An 18,828-nucleotide genomic window follows, 5' to 3' on the forward strand; every position below is an offset into this window, starting at 1 on the left:
AGATACTACGCACTCTCAGCCAAAGGACCAAAACGCCAGTTTGGCACCTTTGGACACTAAGCAGTCACCGCCAAACACTTCCTCATGCCCCGTCAATACAGAACAATTCACGTATTGCAGCGCAAAAATAGAGAAGGAAGTTAATGTATGGAATCGCGTAGTCGTATTGCAGTAGTCACAGGTGGGATGGGCGGTATTGGTACAGCTATCAGCCAGCGTCTGTACCAGGATGGATTTAGGGTCATTGTTGGCTGCAGTCCTAATTCCAGCCGAAAAAATGATTGGATAGCGAGTCAACTCGAAAGCGGCTATCACTTCGACTGCGTTGACACAGACATCAGCGACTGGGAATCAACCCGCAAAACGTTCGAACTGGTGCGCGAGATGTGCGGCCCGATCGACGTACTGGTCAACAATGCGGGTATTACTCGCGACGCCTCCTTTCGCAAGCTCACTCCCGAAGCCTGGAACGCCGTTATCGGGACTAACCTGAGCGGACTGTTCAATACCACCAAACAGGTTATTGAAGGGATGTTGGCGAAGGGCTGGGGGCGGATCATCAACATTTCCTCGATCAACGGCCAGCGCGGCCAATTCGGCCAGACCAACTACTCCGCCGCCAAGGCCGGGACCCATGGTTTCACCATGGCGCTCGCCCGTGAAGTCTCGGGCAAGGGTGTGACGGTCAACACCGTATCCCCAGGCTACATCCAGACCAATATGACAGCGGCGATTCGCCCGGACATTCTCGACGCCATGATCGCAGCAACGCCGGTCGGCCGCCTTGGCCTGCCCGCAGAAATCGCGTCAATCGTTGCCTGGCTGGCCTCCGAAGAGTCCGCTTACAGCACCGGTGCCGACTTCTCGGTAAACGGCGGCATGAACATGCAGTAGTCCCGTCAGCGCATGGATGCGCTGATCCTGCTCGACAAATTTTGCCTTACCAATGAGGTCATGCATGAACGAAGTCGTAATTGTTGCCGCCACTCGCACTGCGATAGGCAGCTTCCAGGGTGCTCTTGCCGGGATTCCCGCTACCGAGCTGGGTGCCGCCGTGATTCGCCACCTGCTAGAACAGACCGGCATTGATGCGGCCCAGATAGACGAGGTAATCCTCGGACAGGTGCTCAGTGCTGGCGCCGGACAAAACCCGGCACGCCAGACGGCAATCAAGGCAGGCTTGCCGCACACCACCCCCGCCCTGACCTTGAACAAGGTCTGCGGCTCCGGCCTCAAGGCGGTCCAACTCGCCGTTCAGGCGATCCGTTGCGGTGACGCGGAACTGGTGATCGCTGGCGGTCAGGAAAATATGAGCCTGGCGCCGTATGTCCTGCCCAAAGCACGCACAGGTCTGCGCATGGGTCATGCGCAACTGCTTGACAGCATGATCCAGGATGGGCTGTGGGATGCCTTCAACGACTATCACATGGGTATTACTGCCGAAAACCTGGCGCAAAAGTACAGCATTGGCCGCGAGAAACAGGATGCCTTCGCCGCAGCCTCACAACAGAAAGCGGCAGCGGCCATTGAGTCCGGGCGCTTCAAGAGCGAAATCACCCCGATTCTGATTCCCCAGCGCAAGGGCAACCCGCTCGTCTTCGACACTGACGAACAGCCGCGCGTCGATAGCACCGCACAAGCCTTGGCAGCACTCAAACCCGCCTTCCTGAAAGAAGGAACGGTGACCGCTGGCAATTCCTCCACCCTCAACGATGGCGCTGCCGTGTTGTTGCTGGCCAGTGCCGCCAAAGCAGAAGCCCTGGGTCTACCGATCCTGGCGCGGATCAAAGCTTATGCCAGCGCGGGTGTGGACCCGGCAATCATGGGTATCGGTCCGGTTCCGGCCACACGCCGCACACTGGAAAAAGCGGGTTGGAGCGTGGACGACCTTGATCTGATCGAGGCCAATGAAGCCTTTGCAGCCCAGTCGCTGGCAGTGGGTCAAGAGTTGGGCTGGGACACCAGCAAAGTCAACGTCAACGGCGGGGCCATTGCGCTTGGCCATCCGATCGGCGCGTCCGGAGCTCGAATACTGGTATCGCTGGTACACGAACTGATCCGCCGCGACGGCAAAAAAGGTCTGGCCACCTTATGCATCGGCGGAGGTCAAGGCGTCGGCCTGGCCATCGAGCGCTAGCCCGCACTCCCACTGTTGCTGCACCGGACTCAGGCAGAGTCCGGTTTACTTTCTGCCCGGTTCACCGTCCCGGGCAAGGAGCTCTATGAACAATAATTCGCACGCTTTCAACACCTATTGGTCCGGCCAAGTTCCTTTTATCGCCTCTTTTGCGATGCAACAATTGCGTCAGTGGGTTAGCAGTAACGACTGGTTTTCAGGGCACGATCACACCCCCTGGTTCGAGGTGCCTCGTGAAACGCTGGACAACCTTCAGATGGATTACCAACGTCAATGGGGGCAACTAGGTCAACAACTGCTGACCGGCCAACCCTTCAACTTTGATGATCGCCGCTTCTCCAGCGGAAACTGGAACGAGCCACTGTTCGGCTCCCTCGCTGCTTTCTATTTACTCAATTCCAACTTTCTCTTGAAACTGCTCGATAGACTTCCGATCGAAGAAGAGAAACCGCGCCAACGTCTACGTTACCTGGTGGAACAAGCCATTGCCGCCAATGCGCCCAGCAATTTCCTGACCAGCAACCCTGATGCTCTCCAGCGGGTAGTTGAAACCCAGGGTGCCAGCCTGTTCACAGGCCTGATGCACTTGGCCAGCGACCTGCAGGAAGGCAAGATGCGCCAGTGTGACAGTGGCGCCTTCACGGTAGGTGTCGACCTCGCCATCACCCCGGGCGAAGTCGTATTCGAAAATGATATCTTCCAGCTCATTCAGTACTACCCGCAACGTGAAACGCAGTACTTGCGTCCTGTTTTCATCGTGCCGCCCTCGATTAACAAGTACTACATCCTCGACCTGCGCCCAGACAACTCTGTCGTTAAGCATCTGCTGGAACAAGGGCATCCCGTGTTCATGATGTCATGGCGCAACTTCGGCCCGGAACACGCGGAAATAACCTGGGACGACCTGGTTGAGCATGGCGTGATCAAGGCCTTGCAGCTGACGCGCGAGATCAGTGGAGAGCCGCGGCCCAACTGCGTGGGCTTCTGCATAGGCGGCACACTGCTGAGCACCGCCCTGGCAGTGCTCGCGGCGCGTGGCGATCACGAAATCGGCAGCGTGAGCCTCTTGACGACATTCCTCGACTACCTCGATACCGGACCGATCAGCGTGTTCGTCGACGAAAAGCTGGTGGCCTACCGCGAGCGCACTATCGGCGGTATGGACGGCCCATTTGGACTGTTTCATGGCAAGGACATGGGCAACACTTTTTCCATGCTTCGTCCCAACGACCTGTGGTGGAACTACAACGTCGACAAATACCTCAAGGGGAACAAACCCATTCCTCTGGATCTGCTGTTCTGGAATAACGACAGCACCAACCTCCCCGGTCCGATGTACTGTTGGTACCTGCGCCACACCTATCTGCAGAATGACCTGAAGTCAGGCGAACTGGAGTGTTGCGGAGTCAAACTCGACTTGCAGGCCATTGATGCACCCGCCTACATTCTTGCAACACATGATGACCATATCGTGCCATGGAGGAGCGCCTACGCCAGCACCGCCGTGCTTTCCGGGACCAAACGCTTTGTACTGGGCGCCTCCGGGCACATCGCTGGCGTCATCAATCCACCCGCGAAACAGAAACGCCATTATTGGACAAACAACCGAACCACGAAAAACCCCGACACCTGGTTCAAAGGTGCCGAACAGCAATCGGGGAGTTGGTGGAATGACTGGTTCGTCTGGCTGGCCAAACACTCCGGCGAACTCCAGCCTGCAGTGGCAGACATGGGCAATGCTCAATACCCGGCACTGGAACCGGCACCAGGCCGTTATGTAATGCAATGACAGATTGCTCTGGCAACCGGGACCCTGCTGTCTGAATCGATATAGCGCACAAGAGGTGGAGCCCGGTTCCGCCTCTATCAAGACGCATCAAGACGCAACCTCGCCCCTCGATCAAGACCCTGCCCCAACAGCGAACGCTTCAAAACAGGGGCTCGGATTACCCGGGCGTTCCTGATACCCAAACCGCTCTCGACAATCGAATTGTCCGCACGGCTGGAGAATCGCTGTCCTAACGCCCGACAACTTCAGGCCTGCTGTATGGCAATTCAACAGCAGCCCTGTTCAAATAGGCGTTTTAAATGCAGAGATGACGATGATAGCCCTTACAGCGCTGAACACCTTTATCGTCATGGCGTCCGTCTTCATCCACTATGAACTGCTGCTTCGCCTCAACTCGCTCATGCCGAGGTTGAAGGTCTGGCACCGTTTCAGGATAGTCTTTGGCGTACTGGGCGCACTCACTGCGCACGCCGTCGAAGTGTGGATTTTCGCCTTGGCCTATTACTTTATGATCGAGTCCGGTCATTGGGGTACGTTGAGGGGAGATTTTGATGGCAGCCTGATGGACTGTGTTTATTTTTCATTCACCACCTTCACCACGCTCGGTTTTGGTGATATCGAACCCCAAGGGGTTCTTAAGTTTCTGACCGGGCTTGAAGCACTGACAGGTTTGGTGCTGATTACATGGACGGCCTCCTTTCTTTTTATCGAAATGCAGAAATACTGGAAGACCGCTTAGTACGGGCATACGTCCGGTGTCGTTATTTTCCACCCCGCAGGGCAAACTCCTTAATGAAATCCGGCACATCATGATCTGTTCAGACGTCATTCATCCACACGCCTCTACCCCCCCGAAGGACGCAGCATGCAAGTAATGATTCTGGAAGATGATCCCTGGATCGCTGACATGCTTAAGCAGATTGTCCTGAGTATTTGCCCGGATGCGCCAATAGATCTCTTTAGCGAGGTGCTGGACGCCGACGAGGCGTGCAAGCGAACGTCTTATCAGTTAGTGCTCGCGGACTGGAGCCTCTCCGATTCGACCGGTGTCCGCCTGCTTCAAACCCTTCTAAATAATCGCCCCGCGCCTCTGGTAGTTGTTACTGGCCGTGCGGATCGAGAGAATGTGCTGGCTGCGCGCTCACTAGGGATTAGTACCTTTATTAGTAAGCCCTTCCAGGTACCGCGTGTAGTGGCTCGCCTGAAAAAGCTATTACCCGACAGTACAGAACGCTCACGCGCACCGCTGACGGAGCAAGACTTCATTGCCTTCCTTGGTAGCCTGTCCGCTGCGGAGCTGGATATACCCCTGCTGAGCAATGTCAAAGACACACTTCAACTGATCCTCAAAGGTGAAGAACTGGACCTGCGCGAACTTGTCGAGAGCTGGCAGTATGACCCGGCCTTGAGCGCCCATCTGGTCGCCGCGTCCAACAGCAGTGCCTATATCGGCGCTGGCCACCCCTATATGAGCCTGCCCGAGGCTTTGCAGCGTCTGGGCGGGCCGACCAGTTTGAACATGGCCTTGTGCCTGGCGTTGCGCCAGGCTAACGAGCAGAGCAGTCCTTTGGTGCAGACGCTGGCCCAGGTCCATCTGAACGACGCAGAAGCACTCAGTGATCGAGTCACGCGCTTGGCGCGGGAGTCCGGGGTTGATCCCGCGCCGCTCCAGTGCGCGGCCTTGCTGCACCGCATAGGAGAACTCTGCGTGGTCTATCAGGCTCAAGCCTGGGAGCACAAAGGCCACAGCCTCAGCGAGAGCGCACTGACGCAAGCCATGCGCGAGTTCAGCAACCCCTTTGCCATCAGCCTTAAAGCTCACTGGGGGCTGCCCATGGCCCTGCGGGACCTTATTGGCGCAGTCTACGTCCTGCCGCCAGCGCAATTTCGTCGAGAAAAAGTGCTTATGCGTTTGGCCGCAGCAGAAATCAATGGCGAGGAACCGCGCAGCCTGGAGCGCCTGCGACGCCTTGCGGGCCTTGCCTGATACGACTCACGGGGTCGTCTTCGACCCTCGCTGATCGGCAGATAACTCGTTCGATACCACAGTCAGGGCCTGTTCCGGCTGATGCAGCGCACTGGCTAAAACGACCCGATTACGGCCCGTTTGTTTTGCCGTGTAAAGCATGTTGTCTGCCATCTTCAAAACGTCGTCGACGCTGCCAGAGCTTAGCGGCCAGTGCGCAACACCCAGAGAGATAGTGATCGGCCCAACGGGGTCCATCCGCGCATCTTCTACTTGCTGTCGCAGACGCTCAGACACTCGCAGGGCTACCTCGGGTGACGTAGCTGGCAATAGGATAAGAAACTCTTCGCCACCCACCCGGCAGAGCACATCACCCTCTCGGGTATTGACACGCATCAACACCCCCAGGCGTCTGAGCACCTCATCACCTGCATCATGACCATAGCTATCGTTGACCCGCTTGAAGTGGTCGATATCGAGTGCCACGACAGCGAAAGGACGACGTTCGCGCTCCAATCGCTCTAATGCAATATCGAGCACGCGACGGTTATGCAGCCCAGTGAGTGAGTCTGTCTGCGCATCGCTAGTGAGTTTGCCGATCTTTGCGTGTAATAACCGTATGCCGACGAGCATCACGTGCTTGATTTGTGTTGATTCGTAGTACCACGATTTCACGCGCGCAATGCGCTCTGCCGCACCGGGTGACTCCATCTCTTGGGCACTGTCGGCCAGCTGCAACAGGGGGCGGGCAATCAGGCGTGCGAGCCACCAAATGACGATAAAACCCAGCACACTGAGCGGCAGCGTATTACGAAGTACATCCAGCATCAGATCATTAAGTGCGGTCAGTGTTGTATCCGTCTGCTTTTGCGCCACGATGCCCCAATGCGCTGAGGGCACGCTCGCATAACCGGCGAGCATATCGATGCCCTGACTATTCAGAAGGCGTTGTTTCCCGCTCTCTCCACGGATCACGGCCTCAATGGCCGGATTGTCACGCACCACCTGACCTACCCGCATCTGATCAGGGTGATACAGCAGTCGCTGGTTCTGATCTACCACGTAAATATAAGAGCCATCGTGATAATACTGCGCACCCAGCAAATCGTCCAAAATGCTCTTGTGCTTGAGATAAATTGTACCGCCGATGTAACCCAGGTAATGACCCTCACGATCAATGATCGGATGGGATATGAACACCACCAGGTTACCCGCAACAGAGACGTAAGGTTGGCTGATGAGTGGACGGCGCTTACTCAACGCCTCGACAGCACCGGGCGTGTTCAGCTTTCGCCCTTTGATTGGCAATGTTTCGGGCGAGACCGCACGCAACCAACCCTCTGCATCCGTAATCGCTATCGAGTTGAAGCTATTGGTCTGTAGCCGTAACCGGGTGGTCTCGCTTTGCAACGCTTGCGGATTATCAAGCTGCTCACTCAATAACCCGGCGCTGTAGGCCAACTGCTGCGTCACGGTAGTAAGAAACACTTCGGTGCTATTGGCCAGCTTGGCTGCATACACACGGTTGGATTCCAGCGTGCTGTCAATGAGCAACTGGCGCTGTACACAATAGCTTGCATACAGACTGTTGGTGAGCGTGAGAATGGCACTGAAAAACGCCAGAAAGAGAATCAGTCGTCTTAAGTTAATGCGAAAAAGGTGCTTGATTGACATACGCCAGCGCTCGGGCGGACACCCCGTTTAAACGTTGCGCCCTCAAATTATTTACGACAGAAAACACTCATCTGCCACTGTGTATTGGTCCCGACTGAGCACATCAGAGCTGTCGATATTCGCCGCCGCTGAAGCGGTTCTTGAATAGCACTTGAGTCGTAACTTTCTACGCGTGTAGCACGTGGTTAGCGCGTATAAATAATTGTAGCCAGCGTTCCTTGGGATGGCTTTACGATATCACTATACTGCGCTGGGTTATACCTATTTCATACTTCATATATCATCATTACACATACTCAGCCGACTGCATTTTGACGCCAATGATTAAGACGTAATAATTGGATCCAATCCTGTCTCGCCGCCGCAATCAATATGCACTCCGCGAACCAAGTGCTATTCACGGAAGTTATATGAATATGGCAACTTGTCGCCCGACGAAGTATCAAACCCGCTTCCGATGAAACGTTTAAGCCCCTCTTTATTTTATTAACGTTATCAGTGAACACCCAGTAAAGTCAGACTTCTTCATGGCCGCGCAAGCACAAACTGCACCCTAACTTCAAAGCCATCCTGTTTGTCTGTTGCGGGGGATGCGAGGCTCATTGTCGCCTCGACGCCTCGAACAATCGTTTGCGCAATTGCCAGTCCAAGACCGGAGCCGCTGGCCTCGCTGTTGCCTCGTACGAAGCGCTCGGTGAGACGCTCCAGAACCTGCGCAGGCACTGTCGAGCCCGCATTCACGACCTTTAAAAGCGCCTGACTCGACAAGCTCACCTCAATCGGCTGATCCGGCGCGCCATGCTTTAAAGCGTTCTCGATCAGATTGCGTAAAAGGATGGCGAAGGCGTCCGGGTCAATCGTTGATAACACTTCACCCTCCGCAGGCAGCGCTAAGTTAATCCGCTGCCCGGCAGTAGCGTTCAACTCTTCCGCTACATGGGCCAGCAGCGGGATAAGGTCTTGCGGGGCTTCAGATAGAAGCCCGCCCCCTTCGGCCTTGGCCAGTTGCATGAGCTTTTCCGAGAGCCGTGCCAACTCACGAAGCGAAGCCTCGATCTTTGCCGCGCGCACCTGCAATGGTCCGTCAGGCGCCTCGCGACGTAACCGCTGCATCTGCGCCAATGCCGCCGCCAATGGGGTACGTAGCTCATGGGCACTATTGGCCGTAAAGCTGCGCTCAGCCTCCAGTGCCCGACGCAGTCGCTCCATCAGATGATTGACCGCTTCGGCCAGCGGATCGATTTCTGCGGGCAATTGAGACACTTTAATGGGGGATAAATCGCCGACCCCACGGGTCTCGATTGCGCGACGGTAAGCCAGGACGCTACGCAGACTGAAGTGAACCAATAACCAGGTTCCCAACAAGCTGATCGGGATGAGTATCAGCAATGGCAGGAGCAACGCGAGTAATGCTTCCTGCGCTGCTTCCCGGCGATGCGCCAATGGCTCGGCGACTTCGATAAAAACTGTTTCGCGCTGGGCGCTGACGGCATACAGGCGGTACTTGCCGGTAGTGGTAAAGCCCTCCATCGGCTGGGCATTGAATACACTCGGATCGGCATCGTGAGACTGCAACAACGTATTGCCCCTGGCATCCCGCACCAGATAGGTGAGGTATTCCTTATGCTCTCTCAGCCCCTCGATATGTTTCGACTCGCGAGACTCGCCACGATTACTGATTTCGAGTACGGCCAGGGGCAAAATCCGCTGCGCAGTTTCCTCCAGAGCGCTGTCGAAGGCCTCATTCAGCTCATGTTGCACAACCAGCCAGGCACCCGCTGTGCCCCCCAGCCAAAGCAATGTCATCCCCAGCGTCAGCCCAAGCCCCAGACGTTTTTGCAAACTGAAGGTAGTCTTCATAGGGGCATCAGCCGGTAGCCCATACCGCGGACGGTTTCAATCAAATCGCGCCCCAACTTCTTGCGCAAACGACTGATGTACACCTCGATAGTGTTGCTTTCGATCTCGGCACCGAACGCGTACAGGCGCTCTTCGAGCTGCGATTTCGACAGCAGCGCGCTGGGGCGCTGAATGAAGGCTTCCAGTAGAGCCCATTCGCGCGCAGTCAGATCCACAAGGGTGCCGACACGCTGAACGGTGCGAGCCGTCATGTCGATGACCAGCTCTCCCACTTTCAGCTGTGGATTGGGATTACCGCTGTAACGTCGCGCGACGGCGGCAACCCGGGCAGACAACTCAAACAGATCGAAGGGTTTTACCAGGTAGTCGTCGGCCCCCGCATTCAAACCGGCGATGCGTTCGGATATCTGGTCTTGAGCCGTAAGGATGATCACAGGCGTTACATCGCCAGCCGACCGCTGCTTGCGCAGGAAGTCCAGTCCGCGCCCGTCCGGGAGCATCAGGTCCAGCAAAATGAGGTCATAGGCAGTGGTTCGTACGCTCGTCTCAGCGTGATCAAGCCGTTGCACCCAGTCCACCGCATGGCCGTCATCGGCAATTTGCTCACGCACTGCGTCCCCCAGCCCCACAGCGTCCTCAACCAACAAAACCCGCATATCAACCCCTTCTGTATTCGTTACCAGCGCTGCACGTTAACGGCTGCACCTGAATAAAACCTGAAGTACCGCTTTGAGCACGATTCAGGTGGCTGTCAGGGAGTCTCGCTAGGGTATGCGACAGAAACTCAAGCAGGAGAGAAATCATGTTCAGCAACCCAAGCGGCCTTGTCCCACAGCTGAAAACTACCTGATCAACTTTTTTTCACGCCTTCAGGTTGCATTCAGCTAGCGAGGCCAGTATTCCGCCACAACGCTCTAACAGGAAACCCCACCATGAAAATGATTGCTGCTGCAGTGTGTCTCGCCGGTGCCGTCGCCCTGCCAGGGTTAGCCCAGGCGCGTGAAGTGACCTTGACCACCCAGTTAAAGAACTACAACGGCAACGATGCTTATCTGGCGTTTTATGTCACCGATGCCAATGGCAACTATCAGAAAACCCTCTGGGTCGCCGGCAAGAAAGCCAAGTATTACAAACACCTTCCTGACTGGGCTCGCGGCAGCGGCTTGAAGTCCAGTGAGTTTGACGGGGTCAGTGGTGCCAGCGTCGGTAGCGGGCGCACCCTGAAAGTCAGTGTAGAACTGGCTGACACCCTGATTGATGCGGGCTATCAGATCCGCGTCGACAGCGCTGTCGAGAACAAACGCGAGGTTCGCGCTGACGTTGTCGTGCCGCTGACGACTAAAGATGCAGGCAAGCCCGCAACCGGCAATGGTTATGTAGAAACCTTTACCTACGACATGTGACTTCGGCACCTATTGGAGGCTGAACATGCTTCGCCAGTTTCATTCACTGCCTGGCCTTATCGCTGCCCTGCTGGTTATGGTATTGGCCATCAGCGGCGCGATCCTGTCAATTGATCCAGCCATAGAACGAATGAACGCAACTGTGCCCGCAGTCGGCCAATTGAACGTTGCCGAACTGGCGGGCCGGGTGGCACATACCTATCCAGCGGTTGAACAAATTCGGCGCAGCGCTTCTGGCTCTATCATCGTTTACTACAACCAAGACGGTCAGGCGGGTGCCGAGCTTGTCGACCCCACGACCGGCCAGGGTATTGCGCCCTATGCACCGTCAGCATTCTCACGCTGGGTGAAAGACTTGCACAGGTCATTGTTACTGGGCACGCCCGGCCATGCGATGTCGGGTATTGGCGCCTTGGTGATGCTGATCCTGTCAGCCTCCGGCGCTGCATTGCTGGCAAGACGCCTGGGCGGCTGGAGACAGATCCTGCGCCCGCTGCAGGGCAGTTTCAGCCAACGCTGGCACGCTGAAGTCGGGCGCTTCGCGATCCTCGGTCTGCTGCTATCCGCGTTGACGGGGATGTACATGTCAGCGGTGATGTTCGAGTTCATTCCTGACGGAACCCAGCAGGAGCCTGCTTTCCCGAGCACCATGAGCGGCGGTCCGGCAGCGCCTGTCGAGACGTTGCCTGCGCTGCTGGCGACCGACCTTAATGATCTGCGCGAGCTGAACTACCCCAGTCCCGGCAACCCGACGGATGTGTTCTCGCTGCACACCGCCCAGGGCGACGGTTTTGTTGATCAAGCCAGTGGCGCGCTGCTGTCTTACCAGGCTCATGACAACGCCCGTGATGCCTATGAGTTCATCTACCAGCTGCATACCGGCGAAGGCCTCTGGTGGCTTGGCCTGTTACTCGGCACTTGCGCGCTGAGCGTGCCGTTGATGAGCGTCACAGGCGCCCTGCTCTGGTGGCGCCGCCGTCAGTCGATGCCACATATCAGTCACAACAGTGGCGCACAGTCCGCTGACACGGTGATTTTGGTGGGCAGCGAAAACAACAGCACCTGGGGTTTTGCGAAAACGTTGCATGAGGCATTGAACCAAGCGGGGCACCGTGTGCACACCGCCACCATGAACCAACTGGCGACTGAGTACCGCAGTGCCGAGCGCCTGTTTATTCTGACCGCAACTACCGGCGACGGCGACGCACCAGCCTCCGCCAGACAGTTTCTCAAACGACTGGCGAACGTACCGGTAAAACCGGGCCTTGGCTTTGCCGTGCTGGGCTTTGGCGACAAACAGTTTCCGAGCTTTTGTCAGTTCGCCAAGGACACGCAAGCCGCCATGCTTTCACGGGGCTGGCCTCAGTTGCTTGAACTTGAAACCATCAATCGACAATCAAGTCAGGAGTTCACCCGTTGGGGGCATGCCGTCGGCCAATTGATCGGCCATGAACTGACGCTTGTGCGCACGCCCAGCCGGCCGCAAACCCGTACCTTGCAACTGGTGGAGCGCGTGGAATACGGCGAACAGGTCAAGGCACCCACGCACATTCTGCGTTTCAAAGCAGTCGCGCCCTCGCCAGCACCGAGTTGGCTGGCCCGCCTGCGCAAGGGGGATGGGTTGCCTCATTTCGAAGCGGGTGATCTGGTCGGGATTCTGCCGCCCGGAAGCATGCTGCCCCGGTTCTACTCGCTGGCCAGTGGGTCAACCGATGGCATTCTGGAAATCTGCGTGCGCAAGCATCCTGACGGCCTGTGTTCCAGCCTCCTCCATGACGTGCCGATTGGCTCGCTGATTGAGGCATTCATACAGCCCAATCCAGACTTCCGCCCTGCCTCCGGGAGCGCTCCGGTCATTCTCATCGGTGCGGGCACGGGTATCGGCCCTTTAGCAGGCTTCATCCGTAACAACACCGCCAGACACCCGATGCACCTGTATTGGGGGGGGCGCAACCCGGCATCGGACTTCCTCTATGAGCCACAGCTCAATGGCTACCTGGCAGACCAGCGACTCACCGGGTTGCAAGCGGCTTTTTCACAAGTGCAGGACCGCAGCTATGTACAAGACCGAATCATCAGCGACGCCCTGCAGATGCGTCGTTTGATTGAAAAAGGCGCTCAGGTATTGGTGTGCGGCAGTCGCGAAATGGCGAAAAGCGTGATGCGCGCACTCGATGAAGTCCTGGCACCGCTTAACCTGACCGTGCTGACGCTCAAGGCACAAGGACGCTACCGTGAAGATGTCTACTGACTATCAGCCCTCCTCTGCCGAACGGCACAGCCTCAGCGGAGAGACCATGGGCTCGCGCTATACCGCGCTGTTCTATGCCAAGCCAGAGGTGGACCTGGCTGCCATTGGCAAGGGTCTGTTCGAGGCTGTCGACAAGGTGGATCGGCAGATGTCGACGTGGAAGCCAGAATCAGACCTCAACGTGCTAAACGCTGCGCCCGAGAATGAGTGGTGTGCCCTGCCCAAAGAGCTGACCACCGTACTGACAACCGCTTTACGTATCAGTCAGCAATCCAACGGCGCATTTGATATCGCAGTGGGCGATCTGGTGAATGCCTGGGGCTTTGGCCCCGGCGAGCGTCAACCCACTGCACAACAGATCAGCGCGCTAAAACACCAGGTGCGGCTGCCTGCAACGCAAGCACTCGAGATAGATGCGCTTCGTGGTCAGGTCCGTAAACGTGCAGCAACGACGCTTGATCTCTCAGGTATTGCCAAAGGCTTTGGCGTGGATGAACTGGCACGCTGCCTGGACAGCTGGGGAATAACTAACTACCTGGTGGGGATTGACGGCGAAATGCGCTCACGCGGGCTCAAACCTGACGGGCAGCCCTGGGTGGTTGCCATTGAAAGGCCTCGCCGGGGAGTTCGCGAAGTCATGGGCGTGATGGAACTCAGCGACGCGGCCATTGCTACCTCCGGAGACTATCGGCATTGGGTCGAAGTTGATGGCCAGTTGTACTCACACACCATGCACCCTTCGCTTGGAACACCCCTGACCAATAAACTGGCTGCAGTGACCGTGGTTGCATCGAGTTGCATGCTCGCCGATGCATGGGCCACTGCACTGATGGTACTCGGCGAAGAGGCCGGTCCTGAACTGGCACAAGCGCGGGGCATGGACGCATTGTTCGTATTACGTGAAGGGGAAGCGTTCAGGGAAATATCCATTGTTGCCGGGCGCATTCAGACGACCCTTGAAACTCGCTAATAAAACATAGCCCCTTCACGCTCTTTATGCGCTACGTTATCTCCAGCATTGACGCCTTCTCTGCGAGCGTAATTCATAAATGAAGTTCATGCGCAAACATTCCGAGTCCCATAGAAGTGACCGCATTGGTTGGCTTCGCGCGGCCGTATTGGGCGCCAACGACGGAATTGTGTCGACCGCCAGTCTTTTAATCGGGGTTGCCGCCGCCCACGCCACACACAGTACGTTACTGGTGACCGGTATTGCGGGGCTGGTGGCAGGCGCCATGTCCATGGCCGCTGGAGAATATGTTTCCGTGCACTCTCAGGCCGATACCGAACGAGCCGATCTAGTGCGCGAGCAAACCGAGCTTGCAACGAATCCGCTTGCTGAACATTCTGAGTTGGCGTCCATTTACATGGCTCGCGGTATTGAACCTGATCTCGCCAGGACAGTGGCGACGCAATTAATGGCACACGACGCACTGGGCTCACACGCTCGGGACGAGCTTGGGATTTCTGACGCACTCAGCGCAAAACCGCTGCAGGCCGCGCTGGCCTCGGCGGCCAGTTTTTTTGTCGGCGCAGCCTTGCCGCTGATTGTTACGTTTATTGCACCCGCTCAAAGCGTTATCCCGTGGATATCAGGGATGTCACTTCTATTTCTGGCAACACTCGGCGGTATAGCGGCCAAAGCCGGAGGCGCCAGCGTTCCAACAGGCGCGTGGCGAGTGACCTTTTGGGGGGCGCTTGCCATGGCTGTTACCGCGCTGGTGGGCACCTCGTTCGGTGCAGTTGTCTAATAATTCATACGCCAAAAAAAGGGAGCCGAGGCTCCCTTTCTTAAACGACTGATATGCCAGATAGTCGTGATCTGTCACTCAGGTGTCAGGCGGTGGTATTGATTCTCGTGCCCACACTGCCAGAGGTTGCTTTAGGCATCTCTACTTCGCCTGCTTTGCTACCGTCGTGATCGCCGTCACTGTCCATTGCAACAGTTTTGACCTGTTGAGCGGACACAGGGGCAGGTCGAATGATAGGCGTACTCGTCGAACTTCCAATTGCAGATGTCATATACATCTCCGATAACTATCGAGTGAGTGCAATAATTTAATTGCCACCAAATGTAACTCAATCGGAGTGAAATTTATGTCAATTGGCCATACCCTGTTTTTCAAGGCGTTCATTAATGCACTGCAACTGCGAGTGTTGGCCCGCAGCTCGATGTTTGCTGGATGACTCTATCAATCCTTGCGCAAAACGTAGACTCTCCACATCGCATACAAGGGAATGAAGTCGAGACGTTCCTGAATACGAAATCCCGCCTCTTTGAACTCGCGTTCGGCAGTGTCCCTTGGGATAACGAAACGATTTTGATAATCACCCTTATCTCCCCGTGCGCGCCGACGTGCCTCTTGACGTTTACGCTTCCAGGATTTGAAGTTGCCATCCACCCACAAGGAAATGATGACCGTTTCCCGGGTAACTCGATAGAACTCTTTGAGCATCGCCAATCGGTGTTGCGGGTCGCCTATATGGTGCAGCAAACGCATGCAGAAAATGCTGTCTACCGAATTGTCGGGCAAGTCGATCTCAAATGCTGACGTTTGCAAGGCACGTACGCGCTTGACCACCTCGGCCGATTGCGATTTGCAGGCGGTCTCGATCATGTCCGCAGAGTTATCCGCGCCGATAATGACTCGATTAGGTTTTTCCGCCAACAACGGCCAGAACCGCCCCGCTCCGCAAGGGAGATCAAGAACCAGTCCCGGCTCACCGGCCACAGAAAGTGCCTTGCGAGCCAGTTGTTCGTCCCGCAGGTGAGACAGCCTGCGAGCAAGCCCATCCCGATGTTTCAAAAAATACTGCTGCGCATGCTCCTGATCGTACTTTTCAGAAAACTTCAGCTTGATGGGGTCGCTCATGATGCTCTCCAATTGCTCATGGGTCGTACGCTACTTAACCATTAGTCGCAGAGAGGTCAAACGTGTGTGAAAGATTCGTGAGCCCCCTGCGACGTCGACGTGTTATCCACGACCAAAAATCGTCATCAGCGCCACCGGCGCACATTAAGAAACCTCTTCATGCCGAGCTAGTCAGGTATGTCTCGGTTTTCGGGTCAGCAACTGCATTCAGCGCAGTATGTCGAGGCGTACCCTTTTCTTGGCATGCCTGGGCAGAGCAATGGAAATCAACGCGGCGAGCAGCACAAAAGCGCTCGATATCCACAAGCACGCACTCAACCCGTACACCTGGTAAATCCATCCCGAGAGGACCGTGCCGATCAAGCGACCCATGGCGTTGGACATGTAGTAGAAACCTACATCCAGCGAGACGCCGTCTTCCTTGGCGTAGGAGACGATCAGGTAACTGTGCAGCGATGAGTTCACTGCGAACAGGACGCCAAAGACCATCAGCCCACCCAACAGAACGACGTGCTCGGACAACCCAGTGTTCAACCCCAAGGCAATAGCCCCTGGCAGAAGCGCCAGCGGAAGTGCCCAGAGAAAAGCCGCTCGTCCATCGGGCACACGCCCGTTTTTCTTGCCGGTGATGCTGGGCGCGAACGACTGAACGATGCCGTAGCCAATCACCCACGCCGCAAGAAAACCACCGACCTTCCAGACGTCCCAACCAAAGGCTGCACTGAGATAGACCGGCAATGCGACGACAAACCAGACATCCCGAGCGCCAAACAAAAACATCCGTGCTGCCGACAGGATATTGATCGCACGGCTCTTGGAAAGGATCTCCCGGAACTTGGGTTTGGCCTTGGCTTTGCCCAAGTCTTTCTTGAGCAAAATAAGGCTGCTGATCCAGATCAGCCCCAACACGATAGCCATGGCCAGCACGGCGCCCTTGAATCCGATGGCTGCCAGCAGAGCACCGCCCAGAAAGAAACCGACGCCCTTGAGCGCATTTTTCGAGCCGGTGAGGATCGCGATCCACTGATAGAGCTTGCCTTGTTGTCCATTGGGCACCAGCAGCTTGATCGAGCTTTTGGCGCTCATCTTGTTCAAGTCTTTGGCGATCCCCGACAACGCCTGAGCACCCATCACCCAAGGAATCGTCAGCCAGACCGATGGCACTGTCAGCATCAGCAGTGCCACGACCTGAATGGCCAAACCAATGTTCATGGTCCGGTTCAGGCCCAATCGGACCCCAAGGTAGCCACCCACGAGGTTGGTGACCACGCCAAAGAACTCATAGAACAAAAACAGCGCCGCAATCTGAAGCGGGCTGTAGCCCAATGCGTGAAAGTGCAGCACCACCAACATGCGCAACGCGCCATCGGTGAGGGTGAAGGCCCAGTAATTACCCGTGACGAGCAGGTACTGCCGCACTTCTGGAGCGAGGGCTGACAACGCGTTCATGATTGATCCTATCAGGCAACCTGTAGCCCATTGAAAAATAAAGAATAAGTGTTATTAAATTTTCAGCCAAACGCTGACCCCCTGTAGGAGCGCGCTTGCCCGCGATCGGCTGCGAAGCAGTCGCAAATGGGTTGGCGCCGATGTCGCAGAAAAGCCCTTCGGTCTTTATCGCGGGCAAGCGCGCTCCTACAAATAATCAATTTATTTCAGTTAGTTACGTGTTGCTTGATAAGAGCAGGCTTGCAACTACGCGTCCCGCTGCGAAGGCGGCTAACCTGACACACCACTAAACGATCACACCACACAAATCAAAACCAGTTTGCTGCGCGACAGCGCGGCGTCGAGGACAGGGTGGCACCGCCTATCAGACGGCCAGACCGACCATTTTCGCCAGTTCGACCGTACGGTTGGCATAGCCCCATTCGTTGTCGTACCACGCGTAGATTTTTACCTGAGTGCCATTGATGACCATGGTCGACAGCGCATCAATAATCGAAGAGCGCGGATCGGTACGGTAGTCGATGGACACCAACGGACGCTCCTCGTAGCCGAGGATGTCTTTCAGTTCATTCTCGGAGGCGTCCTTCAGCAGTTGATTCACTTCTTCTGCGGTCGTGGCGCGTTCAACTTCAAACACACAATCAGTCAGCGACGCGTTAGCCAACGGCACCCGCACGGCATGACCATTCAGACGCCCGCGCAGCTCTGGGAAAATTTCGGCGATGGCCGTGGCCGAGCCGGTACTGGTCGGGATCAAGCTCATCCCGGAAGCACGCGCACGGCGCAGATCCTTGTGCGGCTGATCGAGAATGCTCTGGGTGTTGGTCAGGTCATGAATGGTGGTGATTGAGCCGTGACGGATCCCCAGCTTTTCGTGAATCACTTTCACTACCGGAGCCAGGCAGTTCGTGGTGCACGACGCGGCGGTCACAATGCGATGTTGCGCAGGATCGAACAGGTGGTGATTGACGCCCATCACGATATTCAACGCGCCGCTTTCCTTCACCGGGGCACTGACCACAACGCGCTTCACGCCTTGGTCCAGGTAGCCCTGAAGGACCGCAACGGTTTTCATTTTTCCGCTGGCTTCGATCACCAGATCGCAGCCCGACCAATCGGTATCGGCGATTGCCTTATTGGCACTGACCTTGATCCGCTTGCCGTCGATGACAATGCACTCGCCCTCGGAGTCGGCCTGGTAATTCCAACGACCATGCACCGAGTCGAAGTTGAGTAGGTGAGCGTGGGTCGCTGCATCACCGGCCGGATCGTTGATTTGCACGAATTCAAGCTCTGGCCAGCTCCAGGCTGCTCGCAGCGCGAGACGGCCGATCCGACCGAAACCATTGATACCCACTTTGATAGCCATGTCTTTGCTCCATATAACTGATGTTAGTGGGAGTCCGACCTGCGCGTGCCGAACGTG

The 18,828-nt window shown here is 56.3% G+C and carries 15 protein-coding genes; 9 read left to right on the top strand and 6 right to left on the bottom strand.

Going from position 1 to position 18,828, the window contains the following annotated elements:
* Positions 1-147 precede the first annotated feature (147 nt).
* The 5 genes from phbB to K0F75_RS01355 all read left to right on the top strand — a co-directional run bounded on the left by phbB (position 148) and on the right by K0F75_RS01355 (position 5,913).
* Positions 148-894, top strand: a complete 747-nt coding sequence (phbB, locus tag K0F75_RS01335) for an acetoacetyl-CoA reductase (protein WP_219059964.1) — start codon at positions 148-150, stop codon at positions 892-894.
* 64 nt (positions 895-958) lie between these two features.
* On the top strand, positions 959-2,137 hold the full coding sequence (locus tag K0F75_RS01340) for an acetyl-CoA C-acetyltransferase (protein WP_219059965.1): 1,179 nt from the start codon (positions 959-961) through the stop codon (positions 2,135-2,137).
* A gap of 85 nt (positions 2,138-2,222) precedes the next feature.
* Positions 2,223-3,926, top strand: a complete 1,704-nt coding sequence (phaC, locus tag K0F75_RS01345) for a class I poly(R)-hydroxyalkanoic acid synthase (protein ID WP_219059966.1) — start codon at positions 2,223-2,225, stop codon at positions 3,924-3,926.
* A 313-nt stretch (positions 3,927-4,239) separates the two neighbouring features.
* Positions 4,240-4,665, top strand: coding sequence for a potassium channel family protein (locus K0F75_RS01350; protein WP_219059967.1), 426 nt, complete (start codon positions 4,240-4,242; stop codon positions 4,663-4,665).
* 126 nt (positions 4,666-4,791) lie between these two features.
* Positions 4,792-5,913, top strand: coding sequence for an HDOD domain-containing protein (locus K0F75_RS01355; RefSeq protein WP_219059968.1), 1,122 nt, complete (start codon positions 4,792-4,794; stop codon positions 5,911-5,913).
* Positions 5,914-5,919: 6 nt separating this feature from the next.
* Here K0F75_RS01355 and K0F75_RS01360 read toward each other — a convergent pair whose 3' ends face one another.
* From K0F75_RS01360 to K0F75_RS01370, 3 genes are all read right to left on the bottom strand, one after another.
* Positions 5,920-7,566, bottom strand: coding sequence for a sensor domain-containing diguanylate cyclase (locus K0F75_RS01360; protein WP_219059969.1), 1,647 nt, complete (start codon positions 7,564-7,566; stop codon positions 5,920-5,922).
* A gap of 525 nt (positions 7,567-8,091) precedes the next feature.
* Entirely contained in the window at positions 8,092-9,426 is a 1,335-nt protein-coding gene (locus tag K0F75_RS01365) for an ATP-binding protein (protein ID WP_219059970.1), read from the bottom strand.
* Positions 9,423-10,082 carry a response regulator transcription factor gene (locus tag K0F75_RS01370; RefSeq protein WP_219059971.1) on the bottom strand — a complete coding sequence of 220 codons (660 nt, stop codon included), beginning with the start codon at positions 10,080-10,082 and terminating at the stop codon, positions 9,423-9,425. The genes K0F75_RS01365 and K0F75_RS01370 overlap by 4 nt, the downstream gene beginning before the upstream one ends.
* A 276-nt stretch (positions 10,083-10,358) precedes the next feature.
* Between K0F75_RS01370 and K0F75_RS01375 the strand changes: the two genes are divergently transcribed.
* The 4 genes from K0F75_RS01375 to K0F75_RS01390 all read left to right on the top strand — a co-directional run bounded on the left by K0F75_RS01375 (position 10,359) and on the right by K0F75_RS01390 (position 14,831).
* Positions 10,359-10,829, top strand: a complete 471-nt coding sequence (locus tag K0F75_RS01375; protein WP_219059972.1) for a DUF2271 domain-containing protein — start codon at positions 10,359-10,361, stop codon at positions 10,827-10,829.
* A 25-nt stretch (positions 10,830-10,854) separates the two neighbouring features.
* A complete protein-coding gene (locus K0F75_RS01380) occupies positions 10,855-13,080 on the top strand; it encodes a PepSY domain-containing protein (RefSeq protein WP_219059973.1) in 2,226 nt (741 codons plus the stop codon).
* Complete coding sequence (locus tag K0F75_RS01385; RefSeq protein WP_219060338.1) at positions 13,070-14,050, top strand: FAD:protein FMN transferase; 981 nt, start codon at positions 13,070-13,072, stop codon at positions 14,048-14,050. Before K0F75_RS01380 ends, K0F75_RS01385 begins: the two co-directional genes overlap by 11 nt.
* A gap of 79 nt (positions 14,051-14,129) precedes the next feature.
* Positions 14,130-14,831, top strand: coding sequence for a VIT family protein (locus tag K0F75_RS01390; protein ID WP_219059974.1), 702 nt, complete (start codon positions 14,130-14,132; stop codon positions 14,829-14,831).
* A gap of 441 nt (positions 14,832-15,272) precedes the next feature.
* Here the strand turns inward: K0F75_RS01390 and K0F75_RS01395 are convergent, their stop codons facing one another.
* The 3 genes from K0F75_RS01395 to K0F75_RS01405 all read right to left on the bottom strand — a co-directional run bounded on the left by K0F75_RS01395 (position 15,273) and on the right by K0F75_RS01405 (position 18,771).
* Positions 15,273-15,953 (bottom strand): class I SAM-dependent methyltransferase, encoded by a 681-nt coding sequence (locus K0F75_RS01395; protein ID WP_219059975.1) that lies wholly within the window; start codon positions 15,951-15,953, stop codon positions 15,273-15,275.
* Between the two features lie 207 nt (positions 15,954-16,160).
* On the bottom strand, positions 16,161-17,402 hold the full coding sequence (gene arsJ / locus K0F75_RS01400) for an organoarsenical effux MFS transporter ArsJ (RefSeq protein ID WP_219059976.1): 1,242 nt from the start codon (positions 17,400-17,402) through the stop codon (positions 16,161-16,163).
* Between the two features lie 364 nt (positions 17,403-17,766).
* Positions 17,767-18,771, bottom strand: coding sequence for an ArsJ-associated glyceraldehyde-3-phosphate dehydrogenase (locus tag K0F75_RS01405; RefSeq protein WP_219059977.1), 1,005 nt, complete (start codon positions 18,769-18,771; stop codon positions 17,767-17,769).
* Between the last annotated feature and the right edge of the window lie 57 nt (positions 18,772-18,828).

This window comes from Pseudomonas sp. UMAB-08, from assembly GCF_900095225.1.
In the GTDB taxonomy this organism is placed as follows: Bacteria; Pseudomonadota; Gammaproteobacteria; order Pseudomonadales; family Pseudomonadaceae; genus Aquipseudomonas.